We start from the raw sequence: 14,257 nt of genomic DNA, 5'->3' as shown, positions 1-14,257 counted from the left end.
GACACCTCCCCGCCAGAGGATGCCGCATATGGGCGCCCGCGAGGCGCTGGCAACCCGCGAACGGCGGGCCGAGTTGCCGTGTGCCACGGCTGCCCGCACCACCACTTGTTCGCGAGTTTCCCTCGGCTGTGCCTCGGTGCCAGCCCCTCTTTTGCGAGCGCCCGGAGGATGCGCATCCGGCGGAGAGGCCGCCGGCACAGACAGAAAGGCTCGCTATCATGTCCACATCGCTTGCAGCCGCCCTCGCGGCACTGGAGCTAGGGCACCTCGAACCCCGCGCTGAAGACATCAGTGGCATGGTGCCGCCACCAACCGAGGCGCTGGAGCAGACCGTCACCGCAATCTGGAGCGATCTCTTCACGACGATGGGAAACACCGCGCTGGAGCGCGACATCGAAGACCTGGGCTGGGGCCTGGTGAACCTCTTCCACCGCGCCGCCGCCAAGAAACACGGGCTGGTCGATCGGTTGACCGACGACATCCGCCTTCTCCTCGCCGAACAGGACGGCTCCGAAATCAGCACGGCCAATCTGGAGGAAAAGATCGATCTCGCCAAGAAGGTCGAGGAATCCGCCGGTGCCTTCGAGATCATGCGCGATGTCGCCGCCGCGCACTATATCCGGGAGACCGGGAGATCGTGGGTGCCGTCGTCCGGCAACCGCATCTCGCTCGGCGTCACCGCCGGGATCGTCGATGGCCATGCCTTCCTGCGGGCGCGCCGCGAGCGGGCTCTGAACGCCAACACCGCGCAGGGTACGCCGGTGGTGTTCGCCGGTGGCCGCCTCACCTTCGCCAACGACGACGATATGAAGACGTTCGCCGATAACCTGTTGGCCACCCTCAACAAGGTTCGCGCCCATGTCGGCGACATGTATCTCGTACACGGCGGCGATATGAAGGGTATCGAGCGGCTTGCAGCGTCCTGGGCCGAGCAGAATGGCATCCAGCAGGTGCGGTTCGGTCTCGATCGCAAACTCGGAGATCGCGCGGGCTTCCGTCGCAACGAGCAGATGCTCTCGCTCAAGCCGCGGTTCGTGATCGCCTTCCAGGGCAACGGCGTGACGGAGCGGCTTGTCATCGAAGCCAAGGCTCGGGGACTGCGTGTCGTTGATCGCCGCGGCCCATTGGGAAGCCCTCCTTCAGCTGCCCGTCGCGCTGCGGGCTGAAGCCGCGGGCCGCCGGTTTTCCGGCGGCCCTTTTTGCTCCGCTCACCGTCGTCCCCTGGAAATTCCCGCAGGCGAGAGGGGGGGCGCCAAAGGCCGTTTTTGGTGTCGCTGAGCAGCACCGGAGCCCGTCGGCCGTTTTGGCGGCCGGGACGCGGTTCAGAGTCCACCAGCCACCCGCGTTGCCTGCGCTCGCCGGCGGTCGCCTTACCACGAACTAGAGAGAGAGATGATGATGCGCGATTTGCATGATGAGGAACTGCGCGCTCTGCTGGCGTTCCGGCAGCGTCACGGGCGCTGCTGGAAGGCCGCGCTGCTGCTACGCTGGTCGGCCGGCACCGACGCCGATGAACCGGGTTCTGCGCATTTGCGCCATCTGCGCAATATCGCAGGGCCGCGCTGGCTGATCGGGCTTCCTGCCGCAACGCTCGATGATGCCGCGCGACGTTTCGCCGGGATCGCGGATCCGGCGCTGGTCGCCACTTTCATGGCGAATGCTGTGGAATTTGCCCGCGGTGCGGCGGGTAGCGTGGAGTTCGCCCCCGCGAGTGCCGCACATTCGCTGGCGATCGCGATCGAACTCGGCCTCAAAGCCTTTCTGATGAAGGGCGGCTATGCCGACGACTGGAACCGCGTCCATATTCGGCATGACCTCGAAAAGGCCCTTGCGCTTGCGATGGAGGCGGGCCTGTCCGACCTGCCTCCGGAATTGCCGGCACTCGTAGCGATCCTTTCGCCGGCCTATCGCCGCCACCAGATCGACGCTTTGTTCCGGGCCGGAGCGTCACCTTTCGATGTGGCCGACGCATCTCACTGCGTCGACCGTCTCCTTGCCGTGATCAGCGTGCAGATCGCGTGACGGCGCACCACCGCATCATCCTTTGGGCGGTTCGAAAAGGCGCTCGCCAATCCCATGAAGCCGGGGATGGGCGGGCCTGCGGCGTACCGTGCGTCGGACGGCCATTATGTCTGTTGCCGTGAGCGTTGCCGTCGCTTCGCTGCGGACGACAGTCCAAGGTGGGAAAATCGCTGACGGCCTGTTGTGGGGTCTCCGCCTGGCGGGGACATGCCGCGGCGATAGGGCAAGGTTTCTGCACCGGTTCCTGGGTTCATAGAACCAAAGCCACCATCCCTTCTTTTTGACCTGATCCCTAAGTCGGTCGTTCGGTCCTTCCAACCCGCTCCCCGTCGGGCCGAGTTGCCGTGTGCCACGGCTGCCCGCACCACCCCTAGTGTCGGGGTTCCCCTGCGCGGCTGACGCGCTCCGGTGGAAGCACCGCCCATGCCCGCCTTTTTCGGGGGTCAGTCGAAGGGACGGTCCCTTCGGCACCCAAAAAAGGAACCTCGACATGCAGAACCTCGTCATCCTCGCCGGCAATGTCGGCGCCACGCCGGAAGCCCGCACCACCCAGGGCGGCACCAAGATCACCCACTTCAGCCTCGCGACCTCGCGGCCTAAGCGCGACAGCAACGGCAAGATCGTCAAGGACGACAATGGCCGGCGGATCGAAGATACCGAATGGCACCGCATCACCTGCTTCAACGGCGTCGGCAAGACCGTCGAACAATATGTCGACAAGGGGATGAAGGTTATGGTGCGCGGCCGCATCCACTACACCCGCTGGACCGACAACGAGAATATCGAGCGGTACGGCGTCGAGATCATCGCCGACGAGGTGACCTTCCTTACCCGCGCCAAGCCCGCCAGTGGCGACCAGGGCGGCAATGACAGCTCGGTCGATGACGACGAAATTCCCTTCTGAAACCCGCGAAGGCCCGGTGGCAGCAACCACCGGGCCTTTTGCTGTGTCGGCATTCTTCTGCTGGGCTTGTCAGAAATCCATATATCCAATATTATCGATATATGGACAATGATTCTGCTATCAGCGCACTGGCGGCGCTTGCCCAAGGCACTCGCCTCGATGCGTTTCGCTTGCTGGTGCGTCATGAGCCCGATGGCCTGGCCGCGGGCGAAGTCGCCCGCCAGCTCAATATCCCCCAGAATACGATGTCGTCGCATCTGGCCGGGCTTGCGCGTGCGGGCCTGATCCGTGCCGAGCGCCACAGTCGCCAGATCATCTACCGCGCCGACCTCGATCAGCTCAAGGCGCTGACCCTGTTCCTGGTCAAGGATTGCTGCGGGGGCAGGGCGGAACTGTGCGAGCCGCTGATCGCCGAGCTTGTTCCCTGCTGCTGACGGAGCCCTGCATGCCCGACCGTATTTATAATGTCCTGTTCCTGTGTACCGGAAACTCGGCGCGTTCCATCCTTGGCGAAGCGGTCATGAACAAGCTCGGCGAGGGGCGTTTCAGAGCCTATAGCGCCGGGAGCCAGCCAAAGGGGCAGGTCCACCCAATGGCATTGTCGGTGCTTCAGGGGCTCGGCTTCGATACCACTGATATGCGGTCCAAGAGCTGGGATGAGTTTGCCGGTGCCGGTGCGCCGCAGTTCGATTTCATCTTCACGGTCTGCGACAATGCAGCCGGTGAGACCTGTCCGGTATGGATCGGCCATCCCATGACAGCGCATTGGGGCATTGAAGACCCTGCCGCGATCGAGGGCGAGGGGCAACGCGAGGCCTTTCTGCAGGCGCTGCGCTATTTGCAGAATCGCATTGCGCTGTTTCTGGCGCTCCCGATCTCGAGCCTCGATGACATGGCGATGCGGCGCAAGCTCAAGGACATCGGACAGGGCGAAGGCGCGAGCGCCAAGGCGGAGGCGAGTGAATGACCGTGGACATCATCATCTACCACAATCCCGAATGCGGGACGTCGCGCAATGCGCTCGCGATGATCCGCAACGCCGGGATCGAACCGCATGTGGTCGAATATCTGAAGACGCCGCCTTCACGCAGTCAACTCGAAAGCCTGATCGCACGCGCCGGGATCGGCGCGCGTGCCTTGCTGCGCGAGAAGGGCACGCCCTTTGCGGACCTCGGCCTGGGCGATGAAGGTCTTTCCGATGCGGCGCTGATCGACGCAATGATGGCCCATCCCATCCTCATCAACCGTCCGCTCGTGGTCTCGCCGCTCGGCGTCAAGCTCTGCCGCCCTTCCGAAGCGGTGCTGGAACTCATCCCCGCGGCCCAACGCGGTGCTTTCGCCAAGGAAGACGGCGAGCAGGTCGTCGACGCTGCCGGCAACCGCGTCACGGCAGGCTGAACGATGGCAGCGTTCACGGTCCGACCGGCGGTCCTCGCCGACGCGCCGGCGATCGCCGCCATCTACGCCCATCATGTCCGGGAGGGCACCGCCAGCTTCGATACCAGCCCGCGCTCGGTGATGGAGACCGAAGCCAAGATTGATGCATGCTTGGCGAAAGGCTGGCCGTTCCTCGCCGCCCAGCAGGGCGGCCATGTTGTCGGCTATGCTTATGCCACGCAGTTTCGCGATCGGCCTGCCTATGCATCGAGCTGTGAGAACTCGATCTATATCGATCCCGGGCATCAGCGACGAGGTGTCGGAAAGGCACTGCTTGCTGCTCTGCTGACACAGGCCGAGGTGGCAGGATTTCGCCAGATGATTGCCGTCATCGGCGGGGGTGAAGCGGCATCGGTCGCCCTCCATGCCAAGCTCGGCTTCGAACATGCCGGCACGATGCGGTCGGTGGGACGCAAGTTCGGACGCTGGCTCGACACTGTCTACATGCAGATCGCGCTGGGCGTCGGTGACGCCGCCCCACCGCTCAAGGAACCGCAATGACCCAGACCCGTCGACCACGGCTATCCTTTCTCGATCGCTATCTCACCTTGTGGATTTTTCTGGCGATGGCCCTGGGCGTAGGCCTTGGCACGAGCATCGAGGGTCTACCTGCCGCGATCAACGGCCTGTCCTGGGGCACCACGAATATACCGATCGCGATCGGCCTCATCCTGATGATGTATCCACCGCTGGCCAAGGTTCGCTATGAGGAGCTGCCGCGCGTCTTCGAGGACAAGCGGGTGCTGGCGATATCGCTTGTCCAGAACTGGATCATCGGCCCGGTGCTGATGTTCCTTCTGGCCGTCATCTTCCTGCGCGCCGAGCCAGCTTATATGACGGGTCTCATCTTGATCGGGCTGGCCCGATGCATCGCGATGGTTATTGTCTGGAACCAGCTTGCCAAGGGCGACAATCAATATGTCGCGGCGCTGGTGGCGTTCAATTCGATCTTCCAGATCCTGTTCTTCAGCCTCTATGCCTGGTTCTTCCTCGCCTTCCTGCCGCCCTTGTTCGGGCTGGAGGGCAGCGTCATCAACGTCAGTTTCTGGATCATCGCGCAAGCGGTCGCGGTCTACCTCGGTATCCCTTTCCTCGCGGGATATCTGACCCGGAAGGGTCTCGTCGCGGCCAAAGGGCGCGACTGGTACGAGGGCGTATTCCTCCCGAAGATCGGTCCGGTCACGCTCATCGCCCTCCTGTTCACGATCGTTGCGATGTTCAGCCTGAAGGGCAGCGAGATCGTCACGCTCCCGGGGGATGCCGTCCGCATCGCCATCCCGCTGACCATCTATTTCGTTGTCCAGTTCTCGATCAGCTTCTTCATGGGCAAGCTGATCGCCAGCGACTATCCACGCACGACGGCGGTGGCTTTCACGGCTGCGGGCAATAATTTCGAACTGGCCATTGCCGTCGCGATCGCCGCTTTCGGGCTGGCGTCCCCGGTCGCTTTCGCAGCCGTCATCGGCCCACTGGTGGAGGTGCCAGTGCTGATCCTGCTGGTGAATGTCGCCTTCTGGTTCGGTCGCCGCTGGTTTCCTGATACCGTGCCCGAGCAAGGCCGATGAGCGAGGACATCATGGCCTTTGAACGCCTGCGCCAGCTATCCGAGCCGGATTATCTGCCGGCTCTGAAGTTGGCATTTGCCCGCCGAAGGCCCGCGCTTGGTCTCGGCCCGAACGATCCGCCGCCACGCATTCTTCTCCTCTATGGCAGCTTGCGGAAGCGATCCTACTCGCGGCTTGTGGTGGAGGAATCTGCGCGGCTTCTCCAGTTTTTCGGATGTGAAACGCGGATATTCGACCCTTCTGATCTGCCGCTTCCCGACCAGGTCGAAGGGGACGACCACCCGGCCGTTGCCGAACTACGGGCGCATTCCTTGTGGTCGGAAGGGCAGATCTGGTGCAGCCCGGAACGGCACGGGCAGATCACCGGTATCATGAAGGCCCAGATCGACCATCTGCCTCTGGCGTATCAGGGCATGCGCCCGACACAGGGGCGGACCCTTGCTGTGATGCAGGTCAGCGCGGGTTCGCAATCCTTCAACAGCGTCAACACATTGCGAATCCTTGGCCGCTGGATGCGCATGTTCACGATCCCCAACCAGTCGAGCGTGGCCAAGGCGTTCGCCGAATTTGACGATGACGGCCGCATGAAGCCGTCGAGCTATTATGATCGCATCGTCGATGTGGTCGAGGAGCTTGTACGCTTTACCGTCCTGCTGCGGCCGCATGCGGATCAACTCGTCGATCGCTATTCCGAACGGAGCGAAGCGGGCATTCAAGTAGATCCGACGAACGACCTCTCGTCGATCGCAATCGCGCCCCAAACCGTACAGGGATGAGCCGTTGGCATGCGGCAGGCCATCAGGCCCTGTCAGCGGCAATGGCCTGCCGCATAGCGCTGCCATCGCAGCACTGTACCTGTCGCGATCATGGCGCAACTCAGGTCGCCGATCCCCGGCGCAGAACACCAGGCCCCGGTGCGATCCCCTTTCGCGTTGCCGGTAGACCGGCATTGGAGCCTCGGGCCAGTGACAAGGATATGGCCGGTGCCGCTTCGGCCCCTGGCGCCGCCAAGCAATCGGACCAGCGCGTCCCGCGCGGCGATCCCACTGGCGCGCGGGCAGGGTTGCCCCCGCCGGCATGAGCCGTCGATTTCGCGCGCCGCTATTCCGCCAAGCCGAATCCGTGGTCCCTCCCGGCACCAGACCGGCCCGTCACCGTCCCACACCCTGATGGGCGTGCAGGCGAACATCTGCCCGGCGGGGACGGTCGCGACAGCGAGAAGCAAGGCTATCAGCATCAGCGATGGGATCGGGACGAGGTGTTCGTCATGCGTCGGGGAAGAGCGGCAATATCCCCGCCATCGCGGCGGGCTCGTCGGCAAGAATATCATAGCAGCGCAAACGGACCGCCAGATGCCGGGCCAGCTGTGCCACCGCACGCCGCCGTGCGGTCGCGTCACCGCAGCGAATATCCGTCACCAGTGCCGGTTCGGCGGTTGCGAGCGACACCTCGAGATGGAGGGTCAGGCTATCTTCATCGACTCGAAGCATAAGAGAAACATAGAACAAAAAAAGAACATACGGCAAGAGGCTACCCTCTATCCCGGCCTGCCGATCATTTTGGCAAGCGGCTATACCATGTCCTGGCCGACGAAGGAGCCAGCGGGTTCGCACTGCTCAACAAACCCTATTCGATGGATGAGCTCTCCAGCATCCTGCCCAAGACCGCGCGATCTGCGCAAGAGCCCACCCTGGAGACATTCTAGAAAGGTCGGTGCGAAGCCCAAATCCTGGCGTCAGGCGGGTCCAACCCGCTCTTTGAGGCGCAATCCTTGGTCCGGCCGGTGGCCTCATGCGATCAACCCGTAAAGGGTCCGGTCGCTTGCGCTACGGCTTTTTGGCCTGCGGCAAAAAAGTGATCGCGGCCACCGGCCGAACACGTCGGGCGCCAGTCGAGCGGGGATGAACCCGCCGGCTTGGCAAGGAGCCTCGATATGTTCACCGACATCAAGATCGCCCGCCTCCACGCGCTCGGCCTCTCCAGAACCCTCATGATCGCGACCATGGTTATCGGCATCGGCACGCAGTTCGCGGTCATCACCGCCGATGAGTTCGATGGCGACGTCGCGGTCATCAATGAATATGATCCGTTCAGCTGAAACCTTCAGGCGGGGGCATTCGCCCCCGCCCTTATTGTGCGAGCACTGATTGGACGATCTTACCGAGGAAGCGAGCCCGCATTTCATTCACTCGACCCTGCGTGAGCGCATCGTGGAGCATGTCTTTGTCGGGGACGCGCTGCGCCGCCTGTGGCAACGGGGCGTGACCGACGTCGAGGTGATGCGCTCCGAATTCGACGCGGGCGGCTATGATCTGGTCATGGCCCGCCGCCGCGTCACCCGCCATATCCAGTTCAAGACCAAAATCCTCGGCGGCAAAACCGATGAGGTCAAGATCAGCCTCAAGCTGATGGAGAAGCCGAGCGGATGCGTCATCTGGATCGTGGTGACGCCGGACCTCCTCTTCGACCATTATCTGTGGTTCGGCGCGGGACCAGGCGAACCTTTGCCGGACATCAGTTCGTTTGCCGTCGCCAAACATAGCAAGGGCACGGCGGAGGGCGAGAAGAATGAGCGGCCGAACCACCGCAAGGTGCGGATATCCAGGTTCGAGAAGGTCGCCAGCCTGGACGAGATATTGCTTCGTTTGTTCGGTGATCTGGATGATGCAAAGGGGGCTTGAGCGGGGAGGGCGGCTCCGGCTGCGCCGGACCGGGCTCTAGGCGAAACGCCCCGAGCCCCGTGCCGGGTCTCGGCCCATGCGGGTCACGATCCCTGCCGTGGGGCAGGCCCGTCAACGGCGCCGTGGAATGAGCAGGTCTGCGGCATTCGCGACAGGGGCTGGTCGCCCATAGGCGAGATGCGCTGGCGGGCACAGGCTCAGGCCGTCGCGCAGCGCCGCGGCGTCGAGCAAAATCCGCCACGGTTCGCCATGCCGCCGAGCGGCAAGGTAGAAGGTCGCGCCATCGCACGCGACCATCCGGCATCGTTCCTGGCGATCGATCAGCGACGCACTTGCGCCATAGCGGGCGACCAGATCGTCCAGATCGGCGCGCATCAGGGCGCCGCAGCGGCGGCACTGGGTGCGCACCTGGATCTGCAGCCGCTGCATTACGGCCACGCTCGATGTCCAGCGTGGCCAGAGGGCAATGATCCGGGCGGTGTCTGCCATGATCGAGGGGATAGCGAAGCCCTTAGTCTCGCGTCCAGCAGCACGTCCCAAAAGTCGGCCATGCCGTTCCATTTTCCCTATCACCGCTACACCGATGGTTCCTTTCTGGCTTGGCGTCCTCGCCGCGGCACTTGCCAGCGCAAGCCCGATGCCGGGCTTCTCCACATCCGTTGCGACCCTGCGGGTGCGCGGGCGCGCTATGCCCCGGCGGTCCGGTCGCCTGTCGAAAGGCCCCGATCGGCGGGGTCTGACACAGATCAGGAAGTCGAACGTCATGGCCGACCCCCAGAATGACAAAGCCGTATCCGCAGACCAGCGCGTCGCGACCATCGCGCGGCTCAATGATGCCCTGCGCCAGTCCATCCATAGCCCGGGCGTCGACCAGGTGGTCATGACCGCCGGGGTCGCCGACCTGATCGGCGATACCAGCCTGTTTCGCGGGTTCCAGCGTCGCGCCGAATTGCTGCGCACCGTGCGCGACTATGACGCCTTTGGTCCCGACGTCGATCCCCATGGCGAGCGTGATTTCGGGCGCTTCGAATTTGCCGGCCAAGCCTTATACTGGAAGATCGACTATTATGATCGCGCGCTGACCTATGGATCGCCCGATCCGACCGATCCCGACGTCACCACCCGCGTGCTGACGCTGCTTCTCACCCACGAATATTGAGCTATCATGGCCCCGACCCTGTCGGGGCCACCTTTTACCGAAAGGATTCGCAGATGAGCGAGCCTGTCATCCAAGCCCTCGACCGGCTTTTCGATCTGGCCGCCTCGGACACGGGGCAAGCGCGCCGCGCCGCCAACTTCCTGCTCGCCTGGTGGAATGCGCAAGACAATGGCGGGTTCGATCTTGCCGACCTGTTCGGCGTCGACCACGAAGTTGCAGCCGACATGGCCGTCGTGTTCGTCTATCTGGGCGGTCATCACGGCGCGATCTATCCCGACCAGCTCGGCTATGAGGACAAGATCGTCGCGCTGGTCCACCAGTGGCGGTTGCGTGAGGTCGCCGACTGACCATGGCGTCAGCCGCGAGCGCTGATCGCGTCGCGCCAACCGAGCCCGCTGGCATGGCCGCCGGGCTGCGCACAATGTCTCACCGAGCGATTGTGACACCGGCCATCCCCCTGACCGGGGGGATAGCCGAAAAGTCTGCTTGAGCAGACTATCGCCGGTGCCGTCTGACGCCCACCGGGTCTTGCTCCCCGGCACGAGAGGGGAGGCTGCGCGGCGAGAGCGGCCGCGTTTTGCTGCGCGGTGAGGGGACCGACCGGTTTCCCTGGAACATGCCAAGGAGACCCGCCGTGGCCGACTATTTTTCGCGTCATCCAGACCATGCGTTGCTGTTCGCATTCGTCTGCTTCGTCATCACCGTCTACCTGTTCCGTTATGTCGGACCCGGCATCGGCGGTGGTGGCGACCGGTCGTCGCGCGAGCATTATGAGCGCAACCTGCGCGATGGTCCGCACGACTATGAATCCTGACGGCGCGGCGGCGATGCGAACGATCGTCGTCAGCCTGCTCAAGGGCGGGGTCGGCAAGACCTTTCTCGCAACGCACCTTGCCTGGTATCTTGCCGAGCAAAGCGGCAACCGGGTCGCGTTTCTCGACCTCGATCCGCAGGGCAGTTCCACGCGCCGGCTCGCCGGCGAGCGGACCGGGTGGTTCGCAGCGGACCTGTTCGATCCCGAGGCGCGGCTCGACCTGACCGATGCGCCAGGCATCACGGTTTTCGCCGCTGATCCGCGCCTGCAGATGGTTAAGGCAGCCGCGGATGTCCGCGACTTCCTCGGCCGGTTTCCCGCACTTGGTGCCCATTTCGATCATATCGTCATCGACACCGGTCCCAAATGGGATGAGCTCACCTTGAGCGCGATGGCGGTGGCCGACGCGGTGATCGCGCCGGTTCAGGTCGCCGAGGATTCGATCGAGTGCGCTAAGATGCTGCTCACCGCGCTCAAAAAAGCGGAAGGGGCGAGAGGCGGGCGCAAAGTCGATTTTCTCGGGCTGTTGCCCTCGATGGTCAATCCGTTCGACCGGCGCGAAATGGACAATGCGGTCAAGCTCGCCCGCGCCGTCGGCGAGAAACTGATGTTTCCTGCCTTCATCAAGGCGCGACCGACCTACAAGCATTCGGCCGAACAGCATCATCCGGTCTGGCGCGAAACGGGCAGCGGCGCGAAAGCGGCGGCTGACGAAATTCGACCGATCCTGGCCGAGATCGTTCGCCGGATGGATGACCGTCGCCTGAGTGCTGCGTGATGGGCAAGTTCGATCAGCGCGTCGAAGAGTTCGGACTGCTTGTCGGTCTCCACGACAGCGCGCGGCGCGTCGAGGATCTGCCGCTCGACTGGATCATCGCCGACCCCGAAAACCCACGGCGCGTGTTCGACGAGACGGAACTCAAGGATCTTGCCGCTTCGATCGCTGCGCGCGGCGTCCTGCAGCCGATCATCGTCGCTCCGAAAAATGGGGACGGGCTTCACGTCATCCGCGTCGGCGAGCGGCGCTTTCGGGCATCGCGCCTTGCCGGGCGCGAGACTATTCCGGCGATCGTGATGGCGGTGGTGAACCGCGCCGACACGCTCGCCGATCAGATCGTCGAGAATGACCAGCGCGCGGGCCTGACCCCGCATGATCTCGCGACCGGCATCGAACGGATGCTGGCCGCCGGCGTCACCCAGGCGGAGATCGCTCGCGCGCTCGGCCGCTCGAAGCAGTTCGTGTCGCTCTATGCCGCCTGTGCCGATATGGCGCCCTGGCTGCGGGCAGCGATCGACCAGATGCCGATCCGCCTGCTCTACGACCTGCACCGGGCTGCCCGAACCCATGGCGACGCGGTGCGCGCCTTTGTTGAGCGGCTCGGCGATGAAAGCGTGACCCTGGCTGAGGGCGGCCGGTTTATCGCAGGGCTCAAGGCATCCGATGCTCCGCCTGATACCGGGTTACGTGACGTGCCTGCCCTGTCGAATGGGCAGGGCACCGAGCGCGCTTTGCCAAGAAGGTCGGTGCGTGCCGGTGCTGGCCTGCGGTCGATGTTCGGCGCAGAGGTGTCTTTGCAGCCCAAGCCCCTCGATGCGGTCCGGGTGACCCTGGACGGGCGGACAGGACGTTTGATCCTGCCCGAGCGGGTCCGGGTGGTGTTCGACGACGGCGAGGAGATCGAAGCGCCCGTTGCCGATATCGTTATGGGGTAAGCCATCGGCGGGGCGGGGCGGGCGCTCACTCATTCACCCCTCACTCCGCGTAGAAACGATCGAGCTTTTCAGACAGTTTTGGCAGCCGCGCCCCTTCTTCAGGGGCGCGGCTGTCTTCATTTTCGCGGATCGGGCGGATTGGACCGCTCGGAAATATTCTGCATTTTTGTAGATGTCAGATTGGATGAGATACCTGCCTTGAAGACGGGCAGAGTCTGCTTGAGCAGACTATAGGACGAGTGGTTTTAGGTGAGGGCCGGATAGGCTTGGCGCCGTCATTGTTAAACAATAGCAATGGGGTGTGGCGTTTTTTGGCCTCCGTCTGCCCGATGATCTCGCGGCGCGCTTCGATGCTAGGGCGACTGCCGCCGGCGGTCGCTCAGCGCTCCTGCGCAAGCTGATCGACGGTGCGCTTGAGGACGCCGGGGACAGGTCGAACGAGACGGCTTCGACTCGAACCCGCAAGACTGACCGGCTCCAGCTTCGGCTCATGCGCGAGGATATCGTCCAGCTCGATGCGGCCGCCGATGCGCGCGGGCTAAAACGCACCGAATGGCTCGTCATGCTGTTGCGTCGGCGGCTTCATACACATCCGCTTCCACCGCGCGCCGACCGGGTACAGATCGCGCAGTCCTGGCGCGAGCTCAACCGGATCGGCATCAATCTCAACCAGGCGGTCCATGCCCTTCATGCCGCGACCATGGTGGATTCGCGTCTCGATCTGGCGCGCGAGGCCGCGCGCGTCGCCTCCTTCCGCGACGAGGTGGCCGACCAGCTCCGCGCGCTTGGCCGCGCGCTCAAAGGTGACCTGACCTATTGGGATACGCCCGATGACTGAGGATGATGATGGCGTCCTGCCGCTCCCCAGTCTGATGGAAGCCTGGCGACCGCCGACCGGGGGCAAGCGCAGCCTGCGCGGGGGGACGCTGCGGATCCGCTCGGGTGGCAAGGGGAGGGGCGGGAGCGCCGCCGCGCCGATGTTGTCGCCGGCCGAGGCACGCGCCAAGCTTGAGCGCATCGTGCGCAAGGCGCCCGAGGTCATGGTCAAGATCTCGGGCAAGCAGCGTGGCGCCAGGCACCTCGCCGAACATTTTGGCTATATATCGCGGCACGGAAAGCTCGAGGTTCGCAGCAGCGAAGGCGAGATCATCACCGACGAAAAGCGCCTGAAGGCGATTGCGGCCGATTGGGACATGCTCGATCAGGCGATGAACCTTCATGGCAAGGAGCGACCGACCTCGATGTCGATGGTGTTGTCGATGCCCGGCGGTACGACCGATGCCGCGACGATCCATGATGCCGTCCAGGCGTTCGCGCGCGTCGAGTTCGAAGGGCAATTCAGCTATATGGTGGCGCTCCACACCGACACCGCTCACCCCCATGTCCATCTGACCGTCGCGACCCAGGGTGCGGACGGGGCGCGGTTCAATCCGCGCAAGGCCGACCTTCATCATTGGCGCGAAAGCTTCGCCCATGAATTGCGCGAGCGCGGCATCGCCGCCGAAGCGACGCCGCGCCGCGCGCGCGGCCATGTTCAAAAGCGGGTGCGCTCGCCGGCGCACCATCTGGAGGCACGGACAGCGGGGCAGGGGAGGGATTTGGATCTCAACCGGCTGATCGAAGAGCGCGCGCAGGCGTTCGCACGGTCACAGAATCCGGAGCGGAGGGTGGAGGACGTGCTGGCGCTCGGCCGCCAGAAGCAAATCCGGGGGGCTTACGCAGAGGCCGCGGCAGCGCTGGCGGCAACCGGGAAGGACGAGGATCGCGCGCTGGCCGAGGATATCGCAGGGTTCGTGGCAGATATGCCGGCGGCGGTGTCTCGGCGGCTGCAGAGGGCGCGGGAGATCATGATCGCCGATCGGAGTTCGGCGGCAGCGGACAGCCGCAGCCGTAAATCAGATGCTCTGCCCTCGGCTGAGTCGGACAAAGATATACGCAAGCCCCCTGATCGCGAGCGCTAAG

21 protein-coding genes are annotated in these 14,257 nt (G+C 64.0%); 18 read left to right on the top strand and 3 right to left on the bottom strand.

Features of this window, described 5'->3' with window-relative positions; genetic code table 11:
• Nucleotides 1-218: 218 nt before the first annotated feature.
• The 9 genes from ACODS2_RS21375 to arsH all read left to right on the top strand — a co-directional run bounded on the left by ACODS2_RS21375 (nt 219) and on the right by arsH (nt 6,704).
• Nucleotides 219-1,166: a DUF2493 domain-containing protein gene (locus ACODS2_RS21375; RefSeq protein WP_489000551.1), complete on the top strand. Its 948-nt coding sequence runs from the start codon at nt 219-221 to the stop codon at nt 1,164-1,166.
• A gap of 226 nt (nt 1,167-1,392) precedes the next feature.
• The gene (locus ACODS2_RS21370) at nt 1,393-2,022 is read left to right on the top strand and encodes a hypothetical protein (RefSeq protein ID WP_489000550.1); all 630 of its coding nucleotides are present in this window, start codon (nt 1,393-1,395) and stop codon (nt 2,020-2,022) included.
• A 490-nt stretch (nt 2,023-2,512) separates the two neighbouring features.
• A complete protein-coding gene (locus ACODS2_RS21365) occupies nt 2,513-2,926 on the top strand; it encodes a single-stranded DNA-binding protein (RefSeq protein ID WP_056366854.1) in 414 nt (137 codons plus the stop codon).
• A 101-nt stretch (nt 2,927-3,027) separates the two neighbouring features.
• Nucleotides 3,028-3,360 (top strand): ArsR/SmtB family transcription factor, encoded by a 333-nt coding sequence (locus ACODS2_RS21360; RefSeq protein WP_021243482.1) that lies wholly within the window; start codon nt 3,028-3,030, stop codon nt 3,358-3,360.
• A gap of 11 nt (nt 3,361-3,371) precedes the next feature.
• Nucleotides 3,372-3,893: an arsenate reductase ArsC gene (locus ACODS2_RS21355; RefSeq protein WP_416466070.1), complete on the top strand. Its 522-nt coding sequence runs from the start codon at nt 3,372-3,374 to the stop codon at nt 3,891-3,893.
• Nucleotides 3,890-4,324, top strand: a complete 435-nt coding sequence (gene arsC, locus ACODS2_RS21350; protein ID WP_149523984.1) for an arsenate reductase (glutaredoxin) — start codon at nt 3,890-3,892, stop codon at nt 4,322-4,324. The genes ACODS2_RS21355 and arsC overlap by 4 nt, the downstream gene beginning before the upstream one ends.
• Before the next feature lie 3 nt (nt 4,325-4,327).
• Nucleotides 4,328-4,864 carry a GNAT family N-acetyltransferase gene (locus tag ACODS2_RS21345; protein WP_489000549.1) on the top strand — a complete coding sequence of 179 codons (537 nt, stop codon included), beginning with the start codon at nt 4,328-4,330 and terminating at the stop codon, nt 4,862-4,864.
• Nucleotides 4,861-5,928, top strand: a complete 1,068-nt coding sequence (gene arsB, locus ACODS2_RS21340) for an ACR3 family arsenite efflux transporter (protein ID WP_179563560.1) — start codon at nt 4,861-4,863, stop codon at nt 5,926-5,928. The genes ACODS2_RS21345 and arsB overlap by 4 nt, the downstream gene beginning before the upstream one ends.
• Entirely contained in the window at nt 5,925-6,704 is a 780-nt protein-coding gene (gene arsH, locus ACODS2_RS21335; RefSeq protein WP_489000548.1) for an arsenical resistance protein ArsH, read from the top strand. The genes arsB and arsH overlap by 4 nt, the downstream gene beginning before the upstream one ends.
• Nucleotides 6,705-6,736: 32 nt before the next feature.
• Here the strand turns inward: arsH and ACODS2_RS21330 are convergent, their stop codons facing one another.
• Both ACODS2_RS21330 and ACODS2_RS21325 read right to left on the bottom strand, forming a co-directional pair.
• Complete coding sequence (locus tag ACODS2_RS21330) at nt 6,737-7,165, bottom strand: thermonuclease family protein (RefSeq protein WP_304562660.1); 429 nt, start codon at nt 7,163-7,165, stop codon at nt 6,737-6,739.
• 28 nt (nt 7,166-7,193) lie between these two features.
• Nucleotides 7,194-7,418: a hypothetical protein gene (locus tag ACODS2_RS21325; RefSeq protein ID WP_489000547.1), complete on the bottom strand. Its 225-nt coding sequence runs from the start codon at nt 7,416-7,418 to the stop codon at nt 7,194-7,196.
• Between the two features lie 443 nt (nt 7,419-7,861).
• Between ACODS2_RS21325 and ACODS2_RS21320 the strand changes: the two genes are divergently transcribed.
• Together ACODS2_RS21320 and ACODS2_RS21315 are read left to right on the top strand one after the other, a co-directional pair.
• Nucleotides 7,862-8,026 (top strand): hypothetical protein, encoded by a 165-nt coding sequence (locus tag ACODS2_RS21320; RefSeq protein ID WP_021243491.1) that lies wholly within the window; start codon nt 7,862-7,864, stop codon nt 8,024-8,026.
• A gap of 49 nt (nt 8,027-8,075) precedes the next feature.
• The gene (locus ACODS2_RS21315) at nt 8,076-8,609 is read left to right on the top strand and encodes a hypothetical protein (protein WP_489000546.1); all 534 of its coding nucleotides are present in this window, start codon (nt 8,076-8,078) and stop codon (nt 8,607-8,609) included.
• 111 nt (nt 8,610-8,720) lie between these two features.
• Here ACODS2_RS21315 and ACODS2_RS21310 read toward each other — a convergent pair whose 3' ends face one another.
• Complete coding sequence (locus tag ACODS2_RS21310; RefSeq protein ID WP_489000545.1) at nt 8,721-9,098, bottom strand: hypothetical protein; 378 nt, start codon at nt 9,096-9,098, stop codon at nt 8,721-8,723.
• A gap of 274 nt (nt 9,099-9,372) precedes the next feature.
• Between ACODS2_RS21310 and ACODS2_RS21305 the strand changes: the two genes are divergently transcribed.
• The 7 genes from ACODS2_RS21305 (at nt 9,373) to ACODS2_RS21275 (ending at nt 14,256) form a co-directional block, all read left to right on the top strand.
• Nucleotides 9,373-9,768 (top strand): DUF3768 domain-containing protein, encoded by a 396-nt coding sequence (locus tag ACODS2_RS21305; protein WP_489000544.1) that lies wholly within the window; start codon nt 9,373-9,375, stop codon nt 9,766-9,768.
• 53 nt (nt 9,769-9,821) lie between these two features.
• Nucleotides 9,822-10,115 (top strand): DUF7673 family protein, encoded by a 294-nt coding sequence (locus ACODS2_RS21300; RefSeq protein ID WP_489000543.1) that lies wholly within the window; start codon nt 9,822-9,824, stop codon nt 10,113-10,115.
• Nucleotides 10,116-10,402: 287 nt separating this feature from the next.
• Nucleotides 10,403-10,582 carry a hypothetical protein gene (locus tag ACODS2_RS21295; protein ID WP_489000542.1) on the top strand — a complete coding sequence of 60 codons (180 nt, stop codon included), beginning with the start codon at nt 10,403-10,405 and terminating at the stop codon, nt 10,580-10,582.
• A gap of 13 nt (nt 10,583-10,595) precedes the next feature.
• A complete protein-coding gene (locus tag ACODS2_RS21290; protein WP_489000595.1) occupies nt 10,596-11,360 on the top strand; it encodes a ParA family protein in 765 nt (254 codons plus the stop codon).
• Nucleotides 11,360-12,295: a ParB/RepB/Spo0J family partition protein gene (locus ACODS2_RS21285; protein ID WP_489000541.1), complete on the top strand. Its 936-nt coding sequence runs from the start codon at nt 11,360-11,362 to the stop codon at nt 12,293-12,295. Before ACODS2_RS21290 ends, ACODS2_RS21285 begins: the two co-directional genes overlap by 1 nt.
• Nucleotides 12,296-12,596: 301 nt before the next feature.
• The gene (locus ACODS2_RS21280; RefSeq protein ID WP_489000540.1) at nt 12,597-13,133 is read left to right on the top strand and encodes a mobilization protein; all 537 of its coding nucleotides are present in this window, start codon (nt 12,597-12,599) and stop codon (nt 13,131-13,133) included.
• Complete coding sequence (locus tag ACODS2_RS21275; protein WP_489000539.1) at nt 13,126-14,256, top strand: relaxase/mobilization nuclease domain-containing protein; 1,131 nt, start codon at nt 13,126-13,128, stop codon at nt 14,254-14,256. The genes ACODS2_RS21280 and ACODS2_RS21275 overlap by 8 nt, the downstream gene beginning before the upstream one ends.
• The last annotated feature ends 1 nt before the right edge of the window (nt 14,257 follow it).

It is taken from the genome of Novosphingobium sp. FG137, assembly GCF_057809735.1.
This window is presented reverse-complemented; position numbering and strand designations above follow the sequence as displayed.

What these genes read in the sequence shown, in the direction of transcription:
- ACODS2_RS21305 (WP_489000544.1), top strand. Translation starts at nt 9,373, where the DNA reads ATGGCCGACCCCCAGAATGACAAAGCCGTATCCGCAGACCAGCGCGTC.
- arsC (WP_149523984.1), top strand. Translation starts at nt 3,890, where the DNA reads ATGACCGTGGACATCATCATCTACCACAATCCCGAATGCGGGACGTCG.
- ACODS2_RS21290 (WP_489000595.1), top strand. Translation starts at nt 10,596, where the DNA reads ATGCGAACGATCGTCGTCAGCCTGCTCAAGGGCGGGGTCGGCAAGACC.
- ACODS2_RS21320 (WP_021243491.1), top strand. Translation starts at nt 7,862, where the DNA reads ATGTTCACCGACATCAAGATCGCCCGCCTCCACGCGCTCGGCCTCTCC.
- ACODS2_RS21360 (WP_021243482.1), top strand. Translation starts at nt 3,028, where the DNA reads ATGGACAATGATTCTGCTATCAGCGCACTGGCGGCGCTTGCCCAAGGC.
- ACODS2_RS21300 (WP_489000543.1), top strand. Translation starts at nt 9,822, where the DNA reads ATGAGCGAGCCTGTCATCCAAGCCCTCGACCGGCTTTTCGATCTGGCC.
- ACODS2_RS21285 (WP_489000541.1), top strand. Translation starts at nt 11,360, where the DNA reads ATGGGCAAGTTCGATCAGCGCGTCGAAGAGTTCGGACTGCTTGTCGGT.
- ACODS2_RS21330 (WP_304562660.1), bottom strand. Translation starts at nt 7,165, where the DNA reads ATGCTGATAGCCTTGCTTCTCGCTGTCGCGACCGTCCCCGCCGGGCAG.
- arsB (WP_179563560.1), top strand. Translation starts at nt 4,861, where the DNA reads ATGACCCAGACCCGTCGACCACGGCTATCCTTTCTCGATCGCTATCTC.
- arsH (WP_489000548.1), top strand. Translation starts at nt 5,925, where the DNA reads ATGAGCGAGGACATCATGGCCTTTGAACGCCTGCGCCAGCTATCCGAG.
- ACODS2_RS21355 (WP_416466070.1), top strand. Translation starts at nt 3,372, where the DNA reads ATGCCCGACCGTATTTATAATGTCCTGTTCCTGTGTACCGGAAACTCG.
- ACODS2_RS21345 (WP_489000549.1), top strand. Translation starts at nt 4,328, where the DNA reads ATGGCAGCGTTCACGGTCCGACCGGCGGTCCTCGCCGACGCGCCGGCG.
- ACODS2_RS21325 (WP_489000547.1), bottom strand. Translation starts at nt 7,418, where the DNA reads ATGCTTCGAGTCGATGAAGATAGCCTGACCCTCCATCTCGAGGTGTCG.
- ACODS2_RS21310 (WP_489000545.1), bottom strand. Translation starts at nt 9,098, where the DNA reads ATGGCAGACACCGCCCGGATCATTGCCCTCTGGCCACGCTGGACATCG.
- ACODS2_RS21365 (WP_056366854.1), top strand. Translation starts at nt 2,513, where the DNA reads ATGCAGAACCTCGTCATCCTCGCCGGCAATGTCGGCGCCACGCCGGAA.
- ACODS2_RS21375 (WP_489000551.1), top strand. Translation starts at nt 219, where the DNA reads ATGTCCACATCGCTTGCAGCCGCCCTCGCGGCACTGGAGCTAGGGCAC.
- ACODS2_RS21370 (WP_489000550.1), top strand. Translation starts at nt 1,393, where the DNA reads ATGATGATGCGCGATTTGCATGATGAGGAACTGCGCGCTCTGCTGGCG.
- ACODS2_RS21275 (WP_489000539.1), top strand. Translation starts at nt 13,126, where the DNA reads ATGACTGAGGATGATGATGGCGTCCTGCCGCTCCCCAGTCTGATGGAA.